The sequence below is a fragment of the Salinisphaera sp. G21_0 genome (assembly GCF_017744115.1).
Taxonomy (GTDB): domain Bacteria; phylum Pseudomonadota; class Gammaproteobacteria; order Pseudomonadales; family Endozoicomonadaceae; genus Endozoicomonas.
In genome coordinates this window covers 93,290-112,628 of the sequence record NZ_JAGHQW010000002.1, presented here as the reverse complement: position 1 = coordinate 112,628, position 19,339 = coordinate 93,290, and the positions used below count along the sequence as shown (strand labels likewise).

The 19,339-nt window shown below is 46.6% G+C and carries 15 protein-coding genes; 4 read left to right on the top strand and 11 right to left on the bottom strand.

Annotated elements, in window-relative coordinates; genetic code table 11:
- Positions 1-618: 618 nt before the first annotated feature.
- From J7439_RS01525 to J7439_RS01510, 4 genes are read right to left on the bottom strand one after another with little or no spacing between them, the layout of a single operon-like run.
- Positions 619-2,013 carry an O-antigen ligase family protein gene (locus J7439_RS01525; RefSeq protein ID WP_209199926.1) on the bottom strand — a complete coding sequence of 465 codons (1,395 nt, stop codon included), beginning with the start codon at positions 2,011-2,013 and terminating at the stop codon, positions 619-621.
- An 11-nt stretch (positions 2,014-2,024) separates the two neighbouring features.
- Complete coding sequence (locus J7439_RS01520; protein ID WP_209199925.1) at positions 2,025-3,410, bottom strand: lipopolysaccharide biosynthesis protein; 1,386 nt, start codon at positions 3,408-3,410, stop codon at positions 2,025-2,027.
- A 50-nt stretch (positions 3,411-3,460) separates the two neighbouring features.
- Entirely contained in the window at positions 3,461-4,561 is a 1,101-nt protein-coding gene (locus tag J7439_RS01515; RefSeq protein WP_209199924.1) for a glycosyltransferase family 4 protein, read from the bottom strand.
- Positions 4,554-6,659: a putative bifunctional diguanylate cyclase/phosphodiesterase gene (locus J7439_RS01510; protein WP_209199923.1), complete on the bottom strand. Its 2,106-nt coding sequence runs from the start codon at positions 6,657-6,659 to the stop codon at positions 4,554-4,556. The genes J7439_RS01515 and J7439_RS01510 overlap by 8 nt, the downstream gene beginning before the upstream one ends.
- 337 nt (positions 6,660-6,996) lie before the next feature.
- On the opposite strand from J7439_RS01510, the gene J7439_RS01505 reads away from it, so the two are divergent.
- From J7439_RS01505 to J7439_RS01490, 4 genes are read left to right on the top strand one after another with little or no spacing between them, the layout of a single operon-like run.
- Positions 6,997-7,329 (top strand): STAS domain-containing protein, encoded by a 333-nt coding sequence (locus J7439_RS01505; protein ID WP_209199922.1) that lies wholly within the window; start codon positions 6,997-6,999, stop codon positions 7,327-7,329.
- Positions 7,295-7,867: a hypothetical protein gene (locus J7439_RS01500; RefSeq protein ID WP_209199921.1), complete on the top strand. Its 573-nt coding sequence runs from the start codon at positions 7,295-7,297 to the stop codon at positions 7,865-7,867. Before J7439_RS01505 ends, J7439_RS01500 begins: the two co-directional genes overlap by 35 nt.
- Positions 7,864-10,713: an SLBB domain-containing protein gene (locus J7439_RS01495; RefSeq protein ID WP_209199920.1), complete on the top strand. Its 2,850-nt coding sequence runs from the start codon at positions 7,864-7,866 to the stop codon at positions 10,711-10,713. Before J7439_RS01500 ends, J7439_RS01495 begins: the two co-directional genes overlap by 4 nt.
- A complete protein-coding gene (locus tag J7439_RS01490) occupies positions 10,698-11,417 on the top strand; it encodes a CpsD/CapB family tyrosine-protein kinase (RefSeq protein WP_209199919.1) in 720 nt (239 codons plus the stop codon). Before J7439_RS01495 ends, J7439_RS01490 begins: the two co-directional genes overlap by 16 nt.
- A 60-nt stretch (positions 11,418-11,477) precedes the next feature.
- Here the strand turns inward: J7439_RS01490 and J7439_RS01485 are convergent, their stop codons facing one another.
- From J7439_RS01485 to J7439_RS01455, 7 genes are all read right to left on the bottom strand, one after another.
- Positions 11,478-12,146 carry a SanA/YdcF family protein gene (locus J7439_RS01485; protein WP_209199918.1) on the bottom strand — a complete coding sequence of 223 codons (669 nt, stop codon included), beginning with the start codon at positions 12,144-12,146 and terminating at the stop codon, positions 11,478-11,480.
- A gap of 89 nt (positions 12,147-12,235) precedes the next feature.
- On the bottom strand, positions 12,236-13,414 hold the full coding sequence (locus tag J7439_RS01480) for a glycosyltransferase family protein (protein WP_209199917.1): 1,179 nt from the start codon (positions 13,412-13,414) through the stop codon (positions 12,236-12,238).
- A gap of 83 nt (positions 13,415-13,497) precedes the next feature.
- Positions 13,498-14,595, bottom strand: a complete 1,098-nt coding sequence (trmA, locus tag J7439_RS01475) for a tRNA (uridine(54)-C5)-methyltransferase TrmA (RefSeq protein ID WP_209199916.1) — start codon at positions 14,593-14,595, stop codon at positions 13,498-13,500.
- Positions 14,596-14,688: 93 nt separating this feature from the next.
- Positions 14,689-15,996 (bottom strand): NCS2 family permease, encoded by a 1,308-nt coding sequence (locus J7439_RS01470; RefSeq protein ID WP_209199915.1) that lies wholly within the window; start codon positions 15,994-15,996, stop codon positions 14,689-14,691.
- A 283-nt stretch (positions 15,997-16,279) separates the two neighbouring features.
- The gene (locus J7439_RS01465) at positions 16,280-16,480 is read right to left on the bottom strand and encodes a hypothetical protein (protein ID WP_209199914.1); all 201 of its coding nucleotides are present in this window, start codon (positions 16,478-16,480) and stop codon (positions 16,280-16,282) included.
- A 67-nt stretch (positions 16,481-16,547) separates the two neighbouring features.
- Positions 16,548-17,519, bottom strand: a complete 972-nt coding sequence (locus tag J7439_RS01460) for a GIY-YIG nuclease family protein (RefSeq protein ID WP_209199913.1) — start codon at positions 17,517-17,519, stop codon at positions 16,548-16,550.
- Positions 17,520-17,685: 166 nt separating this feature from the next.
- Complete coding sequence (locus J7439_RS01455) at positions 17,686-19,104, bottom strand: SDR family NAD(P)-dependent oxidoreductase (protein ID WP_209199912.1); 1,419 nt, start codon at positions 19,102-19,104, stop codon at positions 17,686-17,688.
- Between the last annotated feature and the right edge of the window lie 235 nt (positions 19,105-19,339).

Below are 19,339 nucleotides of genomic sequence, written 5' to 3'. Positions count from 1 at the left end.
TATGCAGGTGATACATTAATCCATGAATCGGTCTGATTACCGGTACTTCAAAATTTTGAATAGATTTTAATAGGGGAAAAAGAATCTTTCCTGCCATAGAGTCTCTTTTTTTTATTTTTGCCTTCAGGTTTTCTAGCATATGATAAGTCCCTGGCTTGTCTGATTCTGAGTTCTCATTAATTATTTGTCATGACCGGAGTATACTCAATCAATCTAGTAAGCAGCTCACCTTATATGGGATGAATACGCGGTAAAGGCAATTTTTTTTGTATCATTTTTTGCATCGTTGAAAGCTGACTCAGAATGATTTACCTGATAATAACGGCAAAAACTAACATTGAAACAGTCGTATGCCCTAAATTGTTTATGATTTACAGGGAAATAAAAATTGTGGTTTGCATAATGACCTTCATAAATTGTTTGGCAAAGCCAGTAGAGCCAAAAGATTGAACCAAAGGTAAAAGGTGATTAAATGTTTTAGAAAACTGTCAAATATTTAAAAGCCTCCCAGGCTGGACGCGGCTAAACATTTGTGACTAACAATTGTACCAATACAATGCCAGAATTTAAAAATATTGACTGTAAATTCAAGATACAAGATTTCATAGTTGGAAATTATTATTGACCCTGCTCACGGTGGAAATGGTTATCTGTATAATTGGCAATGGCAATACTTATTGCAGTGATGATATAGACCGGCCACAGAAAACCCTGGCTTAAGAAGGTCCCGGATACACAGAAGCCGACCAGCCCGGCGTAGGTTCCTGCTGCAATGGCTGAGATATGGGGATCATACTCTGGTGTACCTTTACTTTGGTCCAGCCTTTTCAATGAGCCCATTATGGACATGAAAATGGTGAAAATCATAAAGCCGAACAGGCCAAAACCGACAAAACCAGACTCTGACATAACCTGAAACCAGGTGCTATGAGTAACATGAGCCTTACCCTCCGCCCGGCTATGGGTTGCATAATCCCAGTAATTATCCAGAAAGAGGTCGAGGCCAACGCCCGTCATCGGGTTTCTCAGGGCCATGTTAAAAGCCGCTTCCCAGGCATGGATGCGTCCCATGGCTGACTCATCAATGCCATCCTCAGCTGCCCCCCCGGATTTACGATCGCTGATGCCGGCAGCGGCCACCAGAATCATCAAAGCAAAACTGCCAATACTAATGAGCAGTAGTTTCGATTTGATGATTCTAAGACCAAAGATACCAAATACGGCAACAGTCGCCAGTAAACCTCCGCGGCTCTGTGTAGCAATGATTGATGAAACAAAGACAATAATACCGGTCAGGCCAAGGAGTGTTCTGAACTTGCCGGTACCTTTGGTGGAGGCGTATGCAACCGCATAGCTCATCGGAAAACTGAGAACCAGCGACAGGTCATTAGGATCACCCAGGCTGGTACCCGGAATGGTGACACGGGTTTCCTCAACCATACCAATACCATTGGCATTGTTATACAGGGTGACAGCGCCAACTGCCAGACCGGAACATATGATCATAAAGTGCGCCAGTTTGAAGTGCCAGTGCTCGGTCATCATCCACGAGATGGCCAACACCATGATACCTATTTTCATATACACACTGGTAAAGGCACCGAAAGCTGCAGGGGGATAGCTGGAAAATGCAATACCAAGCACAACCCAACCGAAAAACCGGGCAAAAATGGTATGTTCATGTCGCCAGTAGACCTTAACCTTTTCGGTCAGAAAAATATGCCAGGCCAGAACAAAGTATGAGGCCAGCGCTGTTAATAGTGGAATCTTTATGGGGTCCAGCTGTGGAAATACTTCATGAAGTCTGAAAAAAGAGAAAAGAATGAAAATCAGGCAAACCACAAAGGGTTTGCGAAGGATAAACAGCAAACCCAATGGGATCACTGCCAGCGGTAGCAAGGCTACCGGGTGTGGGAATATCAGACTTGGCAGTGCAGCAAGTACGCAGTAGGCGGTGACGTTTACGGTCTGGTAGCGATTAATAAACAGCCGCTCAAGGTTGGGTAGCTGCATCTTTAACCACCCTAGTGCCTTAAGTAATTAATGGTGGTAAAAAGCTGGCGGCGAAAAAGTAGTAACTGTGTGGCGGAAAACAGCAGTACTCCAGCCAGAATCATCAGGAACATTTGAGCGGCCTCATGCACCTGACCGGTAAGTTGATCTCGAAGTAGCAGTAAACCCACCAGCATAATAATGGAGCTGCTGAGGCTCGGTAAAAGAGCGCTCAGTAACGATGATGGTTTCAGCTCAAATACTGGCAGAATGAGTTTCAGGTGGAAAGCGAAACTGATCAGGTTAATACCTAACCAGGCCCAGCATGCCCCGGCAACACCATATTGGATACCATAGAAAAAAGCAGGAAGAGTCAAGATAGTTAACAGCAGTGTTTTGCTGTTTTTGCCGGGTTCACCAATAGCGGTTATCCCGGTAGCCATCATTTCCGACAGCATCCGGAACGGGCTGGTCAGGCAGAGAATTTGAAATGGGACAATGGCGGCAGCCCATTTGTCAGAGAGTACCAGAGTGATCAGTTCAGGGGATATGGCACAGATACCGAGATACATGGGAAAAAGTACCAGACTGGCAAGTTGCACCGATTTATGAAGATACTGCCCTGCAACAGCACGTTCGTTCTGAAGTTTGGCAAAGGATGAAAGTCCCAGATGATTAAGAAGCTCGCCGATCTTTTCACTGGGAAGATTGGCCAGATTTATGGTTACAGAGAACACCCCTAGCTCGGCTTTGGTGAGCAGGCGGCCGATGCTGATGCTGCCAAAGATATTGATAAAAAAACGCAGTACATCATTAATGGTGGCTACGCCACTGAATCCTGCCATTTTAGAAAAACCCTTGAAGCTCAATGCGGGCCTGACCCAGCAAGGGGCAATAAAGTTATAGCCAACGGTCAGTGCCAGACGCATAAACAGATGTCCCAGAATCAGTGACCATACGCCGAGACCCGACGCAGCCATGGCGATGGTGACGATGCTAGTCATCAGGGTCGTATAAAACTGGACTTTTTCCCGCTCTTTGAACAGCATCTTGCGGCTTGCCATGGCGTAAGGCAGGGTATGGAAGATCATAATAAGATGCTGGCAGGCTACTGCCTGGACAAGAATTGTCACTCTTGGTTCATCAAAGAAACTGGCAATAACTGGAGCGATTAAAAAGAAAATGCTGAAAAATACCAGACAGGAAACAATGTTAATCGTGAATGCCTGTCTGAGTCGCTTTGTGGTCAGCTCTTCTGCCTGAATGATCGCTTTGCCAATGCCAAAGTCTCCCATTAGTGCAAATATACCGATAAATGCCATGGTCATGGCCATAAGGCCATAATCTTCGGGTGTCAGTAGGCGGATCAGAATCAGTGTATTGAGCCAAGTGAAGATCTGTGCCACAAGGCGCAGCATAGCTCCAACTTTCAATCCTTTAATAACATTCTGGCTGAGTTCCATTTGGTTTATCCGACTGTGTGAGAGCGATTCTGTTTCTTATCTGCAAGGCCATGAACTGGTAACGCTTTGAGCGTATTTGGCCAATCGTAGCCTTTTGCCTGGACGGCTTGCTGGTAGACATCAAGAATCTTTGGCAGGATCGCCTGACTTGAATAGTTATTGATCACCGTCGCAATACAGGCTTCTCTGATTTGCCATTTCACGGCTTCTGGCAATGAGTCCCAGAACTGCAGTAAATTGCTCATTTCATTAAGGTCGCCAACCGGAGACGTCCAGCCATTGAAGCCCTGGACAATGAGGTCCGGTAGTCCTCCTAATGGGAAACTGAGGACAGGCACGCCATGGGCCATGGCTTCAAGTGCCACCATGGGTAGCCCTTCAAAACGGGATGTTATGCACAACAGGCCAATGTCACGCCAATGGGTTTCCATAGACTGAACCTGCCCCATAAACATGACGTTATTGACCTGCTGCTTATGCAGTATTTCTTCCATTGGGCCACTGCCGTAAAGCCGGAAGGGGAGGTGTGGCTGGTGCTTGGCCAGCTGCAGAAACAGGTCAGGACCTTTCTCGTGACTTAACCGGCCAACAAAGGCGATGGCTGTTCCCGAAGATGGGAGATGTTCCGGAACATCCACAAAGTTATCAATCCGATGGGGAGTACTGATCCACCTTCTGGCAATCTCGTCACTGACGGCAATATTTTGAGAAATGGGGCTGCTCAGCTGATCAAGCAGTGAGTATAGCCGGACCATACCTTCACCCGGATCACCATTATGAAAGGTGGAAGCAATAGGTGTTCTGTTGAATACTGCAGCCAGGCGGCCAACAATACCGGCTTTATATCCATGGGTGTGAAGTAACAGAGGCGATGTGTCTTTGAGCGCTGAGATCAGCCCGGTCAATTTGCCATTGAGATAGCGAAAACTGATGGCCGAGTCTGTTAAGGCCTGTTCAAGGGGATGTTCAGCCTGATATTTTTGGTAAAACCAGATTTCTGCAGGCCAGCCGCTGTTTTTCAGCGCTTTGCCAAGTTGGTAAACATGGGTTTCGATACCACCTGCCTGTCGGGAGTCCAGGAGTATGACAATGGGATGATCAGTCATTATTGTCTCCCTGAGCCTCATGATTTCCAGCCTTTTCCTGCGTATTACTCGACAAAACACGCTGACTTGATATGAGACTGATAAAGTCATGGGCGGATAATGGTTTTCCGTAGTAATAGCCCTGTCCTTCCTGACAGCCTTTTTCAGCCAGATAGGTTGCCTGTTCGACAGTCTCTACACCCTCAGCCAGAACTTTCAGGCCGAAGCTCTTGCCAATCTGAACAATAGCTTCAACAATGCCACAGTTTTCCCGGTTATCAGGAAGATCTTCGACAAAGGACTTATCAATTTTGATTTTGTCGAATGGAAACTGTTTAAGGTAACCCAGAGAGGAATAACCCGTTCCAAAGTCATCAAGCGCCAGTGTTACCCCAATACTTTTCATATTCTGGAGCTGGGCTTTCGATGCTTCCAGATCATCAATAATGGAGGTTTCTGTCACCTCAAGCTCCAGGGTTTCAGGGGGAACCTGGTATTTATTCAGTAAGAAAGCGATTCGATCAGCTATATTCTGATCCTGCAGCTGAATGGTCGAGAGGTTGACTGCCATACGCAGGTTTTGATGACCGTCAAGATGCCACTTGTTTAACTGTTGGCAGGCATTTTCCAGAACCCAGTTACCAATAGGAATAATATCAAGACTGTGTTCTGCCATGGGAATGAACATATCTGGCGAGATCAACCCTTTCTCCGGGTGATTCCAGCGCAGCAAGGCCTCGGCACCCACCAGCTCGCCTTTTTGATAGTTAAACTGTGGCTGAAAGGCCAGGCTGAGTTCGCGCTTTTCAAGGGCCTGGCGGAGGTCCATCTCCAGCCGTTTGCGCTGGCGGATTTCGGTATCAATAGTAGCTACATAGAACTGGTAGCGATTGTGGCTTCTGGACTTGGCCATGATCATGGCAAATTCAGCCTGTTGCAGTAGGGTGTCGACATCCTCACCATCATCAGGAAAGAGCGTTATTCCCACAGTAGCACTGATGGTCAGCTGCTCACCGTTAATCTCGAAAGGTCTGTCAAGCTGCTTGATCAGAGACTGAGCCATTTCAGCAGCCTCATAGGGTTGCTCGATCTTTGATTGAATAATGGCAAACTGATCTTCACCTAATCGGCCAATATAGGCTTTATTGCCAATACAGTTTCTAAGGCGATCCGAGACTTTTACCAGGATATGTTCGGCGGCATTGAAGTTGACCTGGGCATTTAATGATTTAAAGTCATCCAGTCCGAGGCAGAGAATGGCAATGTTCTCATGCTTCTTTGCGGCCTTTTGGATAAAGGTATTGATCTGTTTCTGTAGGGTGCGGCGATTTGGCAGTCTGGTCAGGTAGTCATATTGGGAGAGCCGCATGATACGGGCTTCTGCTTTTTGACGCAGACTTTGATGGTAGTTAATGGACGTTAACAGTTTATTGGCCGTTCTGACCCAGAGACCTAACTCATTATTTTCATTACCTTCAGGCACAGGCAGTTGCTGTTGTCCCGGTTCTTCAGGGTCAATACTTGATAAATGGCGAATCAAACGATTCATGGGGCGAGTCAGCAGCGTTGAACAGATCAGGTACATTAACAGAGCCATTGCTATGGCTCTGATTATTCCGGCGAATATCACAACGACGGATCTTTGAATAAACGCCTTACCTTCGTAAGCCGTATCAATGGATAGAATCAGCTCCCCAAAGTGCTCTTTCTCTGGTTCATTGCTATACAGTGGCTGGCGGTATATACGGATGGGGTCAAAAATATAGTCAGAGAGAAGGCGGTATCGGGAAGCAAAAATGGGTCTCTCCACCCTGGCCAGTTTTGACGTATCGTCCAGGTGTATTGCTGCCATCTGCACAGATTTCATTTCCAACAGACCATTCAGTACTTCCTGTCCCATATCGGTATCAAGACGATAGGCTGCCCTGCTGGCGGGATCATGAATCATTGCCAGCATTTCCCTGGCTTTTCGATCAATATCAGCGTTGGACAGGTGAGCATCCAGAAATACTTGCACAAGGCTTAATAAAACGCCTAATGTACAGGCACATAGAAGGACCGCCTTAAGCAGTTTGATGGATAAGTGTTCTGCAGAATGCATGCCCTTCTGGGTATCCATAAAAATAACTTTAATTATTAGCCATTGATTCAGAGTTATTTGGATACAGCTTCATATCTGAATGTATTAAGGCGTGTTGTCTGATTGGTGTTTTTACAGCCTTACTAAATTAACTATAGGGTTTGCTCAGATTTGTGTTTTATAAAAAAAAGAAATTTTAATTTGTTTTTAATTCCTAAGTCTGTTTTGTGATCTTTTACTCGTTTTTTTAAAATGACTTTTTCAGAATGCATCTCTAGTTCTTTTGTCTAATCTAATTAAATGTGTGTTGTTTAAAGTTATGTTTTACTTTTAACAGATAAATAATAAGAAGTATTGAAGTTGGGAGTAGCAGGTAATGGATTACGCGACTTATCAAGCCAGTAGCTGTGATATTATTGAATTACATAATAAATTCAATGCAGAGACAGTGAATGAGGTTAGGGGTCATTTTGATCATTTAATTAAAGAGTGTGCAGGAGATGTCCTTGTTGATATGAGTTCTGTTAATGAGCTTGATTCTTCAGGCATCGGTGCGCTGGTTTTTCTTTATAAGCGTCTAAAGACCGAGAGTAGAAATCTTGGATTGCTTGGTGTTAATGGAAAGCCTGACGAGTTATTGACAATGCTCAGGATTAACCAGACGATCAAGCAATATGAGAGTATCGAAGAGTATCTGTCAAAAAAATAAATTATTTTTATTTTTTTCTAACTTAATGCCGGGTGGAAAATCTACCAGGTATCTTTTTATTTGTCTTTTTTTTCCTTTACTTCCTTCATGTGTGATTCTATGGCCACTTCATGCTGACCGTGATTATAGCCTTTCAGTTGATGAAAAACGCAATGTCAGGGATATTGATCGATCTTATGTGATTAACTTATTAGAGATTAGCCAGGCCAGATACCTTGAGCTCAAAAAAGCGGGGGGTGAATATTGCCTTCCCGGGCAGATGAGCATAATTAATGATCTGCATCAGCTTGCTATTTATGAAATTGATGGTGATCTTCTCGGTGATGCCAGTAATCGATTAAGTGAATCATTTTCTACCCTGGAAAAGGTTCGTTTAATGATGGAAGCGATGGCTGAAGATAAAGGATGTCCTTTACAGTATGCTGCAGGGCAGGTTCAAAAGAGCCATAAACCATTACGAGCTGATGATTCTGTGCTGGGGTTTTCAGACTGGCCTAAACCCATAAACTTAAGGCTGTTTATGCGGGAGCCTCAATGACAACGCTTTATTACAAAGGTATATGCGGCAGGCTGTTGCAAACTCTGGCAATCCTCTTGTTGCTTGGCGTGTATTCTGGCGGAGTATCTGCAAATGCACCCATCGAAAAAGGTGGGGTGTTCATCATAAAGCTGAATGATGACGGTGGGACTCTTCCTCTGCTGCAGGTTGATGAGGCTATGGCAATCACTTTCCCTGATGGAATGATTCTCAATTTTATGGGAATGGATGAAGAGGCTGCTTCTGCTGAAATACACAGGGAAGCCCACGAATCCTACAATATAGAGAGCATAAACTATATCGCCCCGACAGGTTTGATAAATATTGCCATCCTTGGTGATATCCAAAACCCCGGTAAGTACCCTTTTCCCAATGACTCATTGTTAACCAGCCTTAATTCATACCACTCTTTCTTTGATGATACTGATGTTGACGCAGACTTTACCCTGATAAGGAGCAGCCAACATATTAAAGTGTCGGCTGAAAAGTCTGCACAATGGCAGCTGGAAGCCGATGATGCTGTTCTTATTTCTTTACGGGAGAAAGTCCGTGAGAAAACAGTTGATCCGCAGAATCAGCAGGGCAGTGATCAAGAGATTTCACCACAATCTGATTTGGAAAATAATCAAAGCGCTGGCATAGAAGCCCCCGCTTCGGTTACACCGGTAAACGAAGAAGAGAGTATTCCAGAGGCGACTGAACCAGAATTGGCTGACCCGGGAGTACCTGATCCGGAAGTAGCTGACGCATCAGACGTTGAGGTTGATATGTCGGCAGTCCGGAAGAAGGATCCTGTGCATTATCAATTGCAGTCAGGGGATATTCTGGTCATTGGGCTGCCGGGAGAAGAGGGGTTCAATACGAACTTTCTTATTGGCAGGGATGGGACTATCCATCTTCCTGAAATAGGTCAGTTGAAAATAGCTGGCCTTACATTAAGGGCAGCAGATAAAGCCATTTATACGGCGCTTTCCGATGTTTTTCTCGGCCTTGATAAACTGACCATCCATTTGAGGGAAAAACGGTTATTGATCAATGTGCTGGGCTTTGTCAACGAGCCTGGCGAAGTAGAACTGCCCAGTACCGGTAATATTCAAATGGCGATTACGGAAGCTGGGGGCTTCGTTGATGGTGCCCAGCTGAATAAGCTGCAACTGAGAAGAGATGGTAAAAAGACTGTTTTTAACTTTAAACGTTACCTGGATACCGGTGATCCCAGTGTTCTTCCGGAGATAAAGTCTCTGGATGAAATTTTTGTGCCTACCTCGCCTGGCTTGAGCAGCGTCCATGGAGAGCCAAGAGCCGTAGATAATAAAGCGGTTGATTCTGTTTCTGACAGAACCGTGATCAAGGTATTTGGTGAAGTACTTAAGCCCGTTAGCTTTCCTTTCGAGGAAGGTATCAATGTTGTGGATGCCCTTTTGAAAGGTGGGGGTGTTACACGGTATGCCAATGTTGAGCAGATTCGGGTGCTTTCCGGTTTAGAGCCCAAGATGTTCAACCTGAAGCAGTTTCTTGAAAGTGGTAAAGATGAAGATCTGCCAATATTGGATCCGGGGGCAACCATCTTTGTTGCTCAGCAGGTTGATTCTGTCTCTGGTGGGGCACGTAAAGTTTATGTGATGGGACAAGTTCAGAATCCAGGAGCATTCGAAACCTCCGAAGGCGTTGGTTTTCTGGATGTTATTGCAAATTCAGGAGGACCTACCCAGTATGCCGATATTCGATCGGTCAGGTTGCTTAAAAGTGATGGTACTGTAGTTCCTTTTAACTTTCAGGCTTTTACCGAAGGTCGAATTTCAGGTTTTCCTGCCATTGACTCGGGAGATGCGGTGTTTTTTCCTGAAAAAGGTCCCGAGAGTGATCAATCCTGGATCAAACTGAAAACCTCAGGCTCACTGAAAATTCTGGGGGCCATCAAAAAGCCGGGCCGTTATGAGTGGGCTCCATCGGTAGATTTTATGGATTATCTCAGTAATGCAGGAGGCCCTACGAATAATGCAGACCTTGCCCATGTGAAAATTATCAGACCAGGCCCCAATGACGAGCGGAATGTCATTGAGTTCAATATGCAGGAGTTTATAGAAATTGGTGGGGCGTGGTCGGATATGCCGGAACTGACCGGTGGTACGACGATAGTTATTCCTGAGCTGCCTGAAAATCCGACATCCAATAAATCAACCTGGCTCAAATTACCAAAAGAAAATGCTATCTATCTGATGGGGGCTGTTGCCAAGCCCGGGCGATTTGCTTTCAATGAGGAAATGGGTTTCCTGGATTTAATCTCTGCGGCTGAAGGGCCATCTGCAGAAGCTGACCTGTCCAAGATACGGGTGATTCATCGAAATAAAAGAGCCCCCAAGGTCAGTAAACTGGACCTGGTACGATACTTTGAAACGGGGGATGATACTTTGCTGCCAGAAGTGAAGCCCGGCGATGCTATCTTTTTCCCATCCAGCGAACGGAGGTGGGTCGAGAAAGACCCTGAGGATACGGTCAGGATTATGGGGGCCGTGTATGTGGCAGGCCGCTATGACTTTACCAATAATATGACCATTCTGGATCTACTGGCAGAGGCGCAGGGGCCAAAGGAGACGGCTTATATTGAGAAAATACTCATTGTAAATAGCTCCTGTTGTGAAAACCGATCGACGACATTTGATCTGATGGATTTTATGAAAGATCCAGATCCTTCACGGTTACCGGTGTTGAGGGCTGGCGATACGGTTTTTGTGCCAGAGCTAACACAGTCGTACTGGCATATCATCATGGAGCGGGTTGCTGATGCGGCCACTATTTTGACGGTAATTCAATTCCTCTGGAATTTGGGATGGATTACGCCATGATCAAGCTACCCATAAACTATCTGGAGATTGAAGAGGTATATGGCAACAGTATTGGTAAGGGGTTGCGTTCGGTCGCTATTACTTCCGCCAACCCTGAAGAAGGCTGCAGTACCCTGGCTTATGCTTTAAGTCAGCGTAGTGAAGTCGATGGTAAGCGAACGTTGCTGGTGGAAGTGAACATGCTACACCCTGAACTGGGTGATATTTCCGGGCATATCCATACCGACTGGTTGCCAAATCCTCAGTCTGCTGATGGATGTATTATGCGTTCGAATGATGTGAACCTGGATATACTGCCAGCCCCTTGTGATACAGATGTGCTTGGATTCCGCAGTATTACCAATATGAGCAAGCTTATGGAGCATTGGCTGGAAAATTATGACGCGGTGATTTTTGATACCTCCCCGGTAAATGCCAGGAATCGTAATAATATTCCCGCAGAGTCCATTTGTGCCATGGTTGATGGGACAATCATGATCGTAATGGCTGGAGTGACCCGACAAACACAATTCAAAACTGCACTGGACAGGCTGACCCAGCATGATGTGTCATTAGTTGGTGTTGTTTATAATGATTTTCTAAATCCTCGCCTGGCGGATGAAATTTGCCGGGAAACCCGTCGACTGGACAACTGGTTCCCTAATGCCATGCAGAAGGTCAGAAATTACGTTAAAAAATCTTCGTTCTTTAATATTGACCTTTAAGTAGCCAGAAATATGCGATTCCATATGGCCAGCTACTTAGATGAAAACTGTATTGTTTGATCAGGTAGGGGGCGTAACACCAATCTCAATGGTCGGGCCAAGGAATTTAGGGCCAGTATTGAGAAAATGTACCTCCAGCACAGCCAGCACTCTGGCAAGCATCTCTCTGGCTCTATTGCTGATATCAATGTCATAGCCCTCGCCCGCATTAAAGGCAATGGCGTCAATATCATGATTCATGGCGATATAAAGTGCCCGCTTATTGTGTGGAGCCTGGGAAATAATAGTAAAGCTATCCAAATCAAAAACATGATGTGCCCTGAGAACGGAATCAAGCGTTCTGAAACCGGCATAGTCGCGATATATGCGTTCTGCAGGGACGCCTTTCTTTAGCAGGTCTCGTCGGATGGTGCTTGGTTCATCGTAAAAACGGGTGCTGTTATCGCCGCTGATGAGAATGTAATCAATCTTACCCGCTTTGTAGAGTTGGAAGGCGGCTTCCAGCCGGAGCCGGTAGTGGTCATTAAACCCGCCGAGGCGAGAGTATTTGCTGGTACCCAGCAAAACACCAACCTGATTATAGGGGAGCTTGCTCAGGTTAGAGTAAAGGGCATCATTGGTGGCCCTGGCCACCATCAAATTGCAAAGTACAGTCAATGCCAGCAAGACAATGGTAGAGAGAATGGCCAGCCTGACAAAAATCAGTACATGGGGTATTCGGGCACCCATCGTAAACCTTCAACGCGAGTCACATCATTTCTGAGTAGATCACATTGCGTACATTCTATAAAGCCAGGGAATCAAAAAACTCTGTATTTTTAATCAGACATTCGTCTTAGCTCATCAATCATCAGCTTTGCTATGGTTTTGCTGGGAGCATCCGGTATGCCCAGGCTTTCAGCAACCGCCGGTGGTCTGAAGCCCCTGATGTGAGCGTAAATCATGACGGCCAAAGGGCCCGCACTTGATGCGCGAATGGCCAGCTGTTCGGTCAGCATCAGGTTCTGATAGTTTTCATCAGCCACATAGATGACCGGCTTGCCCCGATAGATGGCCTGCTGGGCGACGGATGATTTATGGACAATAACCGCAGAGGCAATGGTGCTCAGTGACGCGGTGGAATAAGTACCGTGGTGTAACAGATGGACATTGCCGTCCGATTGAGCCTCAATGATCCTGCGCTCAAGCTCACCATCAAACTTGGGGTGATATGAAACCAGAAAAAGAATGTTTGGCAGTTTCCTTGTTGCTTCAATAAAGGTTTGAAAAGCCTTGGGATAGCTGCTGCTGTAGTCACCGGCAAACAACACTACAGGCTGCGCCGGTTGTATATTGAGGGTGTCGCGTAATAGGAAAATATCGGTCTCATCATAGACTTTGTCCCAGTCTTCCAGTGCGGGCTGTCCCGTAACGGTCACTGCTGCTCCCAGGGAGGCAGCGATGCTCTGAAAGCTAAGCGCGGTGGTTTTACTGGGGACATGGAACTCGTCCAGGTAGCTCAGCTCTTCTAAAAAAGGCTGTACATAGCTGATGGAATCAACTGGCTCAAAATTATCATAAAATGCGATGACCCTGGCACCTCTTCTCTCCCAGATATTGGCAATCTGAGCCTGAGCCCGACTTGCCATTCCGGTATAGACAATTTTGGTCGAGATGCTTTCGGCGAGGTTATACACCAGCTTCTGGTTCAGCAGATGGTCGCGATTTTCATACAGCGCTTCGTTGTGGGTCAATCTATCGAATGGAATCAGAGCCGGGTCATTTTTGAAGACTTCAGCTGCACGACCCATCGCCAATATCCGATAGGGAATATTGGCGTTTTTCAATTTTTCCTGAATACGCAGGAAAGCATTGCTTTCACCCTGATCATAGGCCACGAACAGAACCGCAGTTTTTATATACTCTGCATCGCTGCTGTAAGAAGTCGGTGCAAAGAAAAACCAGAGAATAGAGAAAATGATTGAGGCTGGCAGATATTTAAGCTTGTTGTTTTTCACGTGAGGCTACCCCGGAGAACTTCCTTAAAACTTTTTCTTCCTAAGAATCAAAGTAGGAGTCGCGCCGGGGAGTGTAAATCAGACTATTTCCGAATCAGATGAACGCCCATTTCAGCGTGATGAGTGTATGGGAACTGGTCAAAAAGGGCGATTTTTTCGATTCTATGGGTCTGGCAAATGGTTGACAGGTTTTTCCTGAGCGTTTCAGGGTTGCAGGAAATGTACAGGATATTGTCGAAATTCTGCACCAGCTTTTCCGTCCCTTCATCGAGACCTGCCCTGGGAGGATCCACCAGAATGGTTGAGAAATCATAGCTGTCCAGGTCGATCTCGCTAAGGCGGCGAAATGCCCGTTCCCTGTTCATGGCCTGGGTCAACTCCTCGCTGGATAGACGGGCGATTTCTACGTTCTCTACATTATTCAGCTTAAAGTTTTCCCGGGCTGAATGTACTGAGGTTTTGGCAATTTCAGTGGCCAGTACCCTGGTAAAATGTCCGGCAAGCACGCAGGTGAAATTACCATTTCCGCAATAGAGCTCTAACAGATCACTGCTACTGTCGGACGTAATCGCTTGTGCGGCACCACTGGCCCAGGCAAGCATGTGCTCATTAACACTGGCATTAGGCTGGGTAAAACTGTTTTCTACCTGGGTGTAATGGAATGGTTTGCCATCCACGGTCAATTTTTCAGTGACATAGTCTTTATCCAGCACCAGCTTCTGCTTGCGGGCACGTCCAATAATGGCAATGCCAAACTGTTCCTGCAGTGCTGTTGCTTCCTGTTTCCACTGATCATCCAACTGGCGGTGGTAGATTAGTGAAACCAGGGCTTCCTTTGTCTGGGTGGTGAGAAATTCAACCTGAAAAAGCCGTTTCTTCAGATGGCTGTTGGCGATGATAGCCTCCATCAAGGGCATCATTAACCGGTTAATGGTTTCGGAGCCACTGGGAAAAGTGGTGACTTCAAAGGGCTGTCTGGTTTGTGGATCGAACATCCGGTAGTAGCAGTGATCGCCCTCATGCCAGACATGAAACTCTGCTCTCATCCGGTAATGGTCCGGTCTGGAGCGGAAAAGTTCAAGCTCAGGAATATCAAACTCGGCAAACTCGCTGCAAATGCTGCTGGCCTTTTCTGCCAGTTGCTCTTCATACCTTTCGGGTTGGACTGTTGGTAGGGACATAGCGCTAGTGATCAAATAAAAACGGCCCATATTATGGGCCGTAATAGCATGGGCGTGAAGCGTGGTTTATGACTGGATACTTAATGGTAATGTTTACATTACGATTTTGGCCAGACACAGTACACCAACGATGTAGGAGGTAACCGGTACCTGACGATAGTTGCCGCTCAACAGCTTCAGAATGATGTAAGAGAGCATGCCGATAATAATGCCTTCGGCAATGCTGTAAGTCATTGGCATAAACAGCAGGGTCAGGAATGCCGGGATAGACTCACTGAAATCATCAAGATCGATATCCTTGATCGGCGACATCATAAACAGGCCAACCAGCACCAGTGCCGGAGTGGTTGCTGCACCGGGTACCATCAGGAACAGTGGCGACAGGAACAGGGCAACCAGGAACAGGCCTGCTACGACCAAGGCGGTCAGGCCGGAGCGACCTCCGGCAGACACTCCGGTAGCGCTTTCCACGAAGGTGGTTACGGTGCTGGTACCGAGACATGCACCAGCTGTCGTGGCCACCGCATCAGCAAACAAAGCCTGCTTACAGTTCGGTACTTCACCTTTTTCGTTCAGCATGTTGGCTTTAGTGGATACACCCACCAGGGTGCCTACTGTGTCGAACATATCAACAAAGAGAAAGGTAAACAGGACAACGGCCATGTCCGTAGTAAACACTTGGTCCCACTGAAACTGGAACAGAATGGGGGACAGATCTGGAGGTGTCAGACCGTTGCTGAAGTCTGGCATGGAGGTGACGCCCAGGGGAAGGCCGATCAGAGTGGTGGCTACGATACCCATCAGCAATGCACCACGGACATTTTTAACCAGCAGGGTACCGGTAATCAGGATGCCGATCAGCGCCAGCAGTGGCTTTGCATCAGTCAACGAGCCCACCGATACCAGCGTCGCTGGGTTTGCTTCGACAATACCGGCATTCTGAAGGCCGATAAAGGCAATGAACAAGCCGATACCGCAGGAAACCGCTTTTTTCAGGCTCAGGGGAACACTGTTCACAATGGCCTCACGGATATTGAAAGCGGTCAGAAGCAGGAAGAGGATGCCTTCGAGAAAAACCGCAGTCAGAGCCATTTGCCAGGAGTACCCCATGCCCAGCACGACACCGTAGGCAAAAAAGGCATTCAGGCCCATGCCCGGAGCCAGGGCAAAGGGCAGCTTTGCCCATACTGCCATGACCAGAGTACCGATAATCGCAGAGAGGGTGGTGGCGGTGAATACAGCACCAAAATCCATGCCGGCATCTTTAAGAATCAGGGGGTTGACCACGAGAATATAGGCCATGGTCATGAATGTGGTGAAGCCTGCAATTACCTCGGTTTTGACATTCGTGTCATGAGCTTTCAGGTCAAAATAATTCTCTAGAAAATCCCTGCCGGACATAAGTTACCTTCAGTGTTTACATCAGTATTGCATTCTTTTCATCAGAAAAGGCGTTCTAAATACTTGCCTGTTCGGACGTTTGGAAAAGCGGATCAGCTTATATTTTTTATTATTATTTATTAATAAGTATTTATTCTCTTTAGCAGTTAGTGATTTAAATGGAGTGGCTGGTCAATAAATGATCAGTTTATTGTTGTGAGCATGTTTTGCAGTCTGCGGGGTGTTTTCCTGCCGGGATTAACAGAGTTATCCACAGATGTTGTGGTTAACTTGATGCTGCGATCTATTGAGAGGGTGTGTGGCCAGGCATTGAATGCTGGATGTCTTTCCGAATCTGCTGCATTTTTAGGGCGATTTGATCACTGCGATGGCTGATCAGGATCATTCTCTGCTCAAATCGCTGCAGAACATGACAGGCTTCCCGGAGTTTGTGAGGAAGTGCTCGTTGGAGGCGTTCAAGAGAGAGATCGTTGGGCTTGTTCATAGCCCAAGTATAGATGTGAGATAGGGTGGCCGGCACGTTCAGGGGAAGAAAATGCCGGTATAAGGAATCAGGCAGCGGCAGCCACGCTCAGGCTATTCATGCCCATGGCTCTTGTGGTGAGCTCTGCCAGCAGTTGTTCAATTTGCTGACGATCGGATGCCTGGCTATCCGACGTCTTCTGGGCCCTGGCTTTGCGGTGCCGCTCAATGGCTTCGCGGATGCGTTGTTCTCTTGGGTCAAGCTCAATAATGATCTCTGGTTCAGCCGCTTTCACTGGCTCAGGGTGCGGTTCAACCACTTCGATCTCAACCGGCGCGGGAGCGGCTGGTTTGCTGTTGAGGAGTTCAACCGCATTGCTGTCTCCTGACAGGACGGCGTTGGCTGCTGCCTGAATGGCTTCAAGCTGGGCCGAAATGTCGTCGCTGAGACAGATGTTGTTCATTTGCACAACGGCATTCACCTGAGAGCCGTTTTCCGGTTTTGTCACCAGCTTTTCTTTCCGGGCTTCTGCTGCGTTTTGCTGTGCGGTAGAAACATCCAGTTTGATTTCCGGTGATCTGACGCGTTCAACAGAAACAGGTGTCAGCGGTTGTACAAGGCCCGGCTGTTGTGGTGTTGCGGTTTTCTCTTCAGTCTGCTTTTTCGGCTCTGGAGAAATATCATCAAAGTCATCCATGTCGCCGTCGAACTCGTCAAAGATGCTGGCAAGCTCTTTTTCCAGGTTGGACTTGCGGGTTCGTGTTTTCTTTTTAGGCTGGATCTTGACGTTACTGGTTTTATAGCCACGGAGGCTTCGAGCATCCAGCGTTTCAATGGCTTCCTGTTCAAGCGCGTTCAGCTCATTGCGGTCTTCTACGAAATCCCACTCTTCAACGACAAAGCCATCCCTGCCGTGTACACGGATCTCCTGGTATAGCGGGTAGTCAAGATTCTGCTCGGCTGCAGCCACCATTTTTTCCCATTGGTCAATCAGGTCATTGCGGGTTGACCCAACATAGACTTGAGAGGTGGTTTTGTTGGTGACGGTGAAGATAATCAACGCTTAAGACCTTACTGTGACTGAAACAGGAGCGCGATTATACCTGTCAATCCATTGGTGTGCAGGGGGGGAAAGCTCGTATTTTTCTGCTTTTTTTACCAGTATCGGTTGTGGTTTTGGAAGTGGTCAGTCCTAAAAAAACGTTTGGTTATTGGTTTGCTTGTCCTTATGGCGTATGGTGCGTGCGAAGTTCATTCAACATAACAGGAACAGGGTCCATTTGATCTTTTTTCATAAGGCTTGCTGTCTGGTCTGTTGTCATTTTTGGCAGCCTTGGCATAGAGATTCTCAAGCCTTTGTTATTTTTTGACAAAAAGCGGCATACCGTTTCCCCGGCAGCTTTGGCTACTGAATACTCAGCCATATCCAATGGCATATCATCAATCATTACGGTGGAAGGATAAAAAATGTGAGTAAGTCCCTTCGACAGCAGCGGGGTAACTGTTTCAACAAAACCCTTGACGTAGTAATCAGAAAAACACTGATGCTGTTCAGAAGAAAACTGCCCTGGTGAGGCCGCGATAAACGGGGTTGCAAAATAATAAAGATGGCTGGGATGCAGATCCGTATGATGTTCCAAAACTTCTTCCCAGTGCGGGGACAGGACGTTGAAATGGAAAGTGCTTGCGTTGCCGCCATTGCTGCGGATCTCGTTAACCAGTTGTTCTGCTTCATCGCTGCCACGGTAAAAACTGATGAAAACCTCGGCTCCACCAGCAGCCAGTAACTTTGCGACAATTTCCCCTAATCCCCTTGAACCGCCTATGATGATGGCTTTCTGGCCGATGAATTCGCCCTGTTTTACCCTGTCTTTGATCTGTTCACAGGAAGCCTGAACGACAGGAGGTGGGCGTAAAAATGCCCTGATAGTGCCGATGAATCCGGGGACTGTCAGGTCAATAGTGGCCATTGAGAAGCGCTCATCATACTCAGCAGTCTGGTAAGCAAATGTTGCTGGGTCTTTACCTTTATCAGAGGCATATAAAGAGAAAAAAGAGTAGAGAGAATTCAGCCCTGGGCAATGCCCACCTACCAATCGGGTGCTGGCAAGCATGGCAGCAACGCAGACCGGGTCAAGATGAGCGGCAACATTTGGCAGTAATTGCGACAACTGGACATTGTCGTAAAACAGTTCCAGTTCGCCTTTTGCCTTTGCCACCTCTGCTGCAGTAAGTTCCCTGGGCGAGGCTTCAGGAGCTGAGCCGGACAAGCACTTTCTTTGTTGTTGATCCCAGTGTTCCCGGGAAATAGGCTTGCATTGCAGTTTGACTTTTGACAGCAGGCTTGATTGGGAGCTGATTTCGATCAGTTGGTGGCTGGATTTTTCACTGAATTTAACCGATACATCCTCACTCAGAATAACCGGCTTTTTGAAATCAGCCTCCAGTGAAAGGATCGTTGTTGGCTTCGGGTTGGCGGCAAGAAAGCAGTCAAGGGCCCAGAGCAGTGTATGAATGCCATGCACCAATGGCTCGCCAAACATATATCTTCGTGAGGCTATTTCATCAATATGAAGCGGATTGTAATCACCGGACAATTTTGCAAATGCCAGTTGATCACTCAGGGTAAATAGGCGAGTTATCATAGAATGATTCCAGGGCATCATCAGACAAAATGATTTATGTGCCCGATCAAAAAGTGCTATTAAATAAAAGTTTCGACGTTCTTTGGCCTATATCATCGCCATGTAGCATCGATTCTTTAAATATAAGTCGGTTAAGTTTCTTTCGTATCTGGCGATCTTTACACGTATATTTTTTAAAGCTTTTTTAAAGCTTTTTTAAAGCTTTTTTAAAGCTTTTTTAAAGCAATAGCTCTTA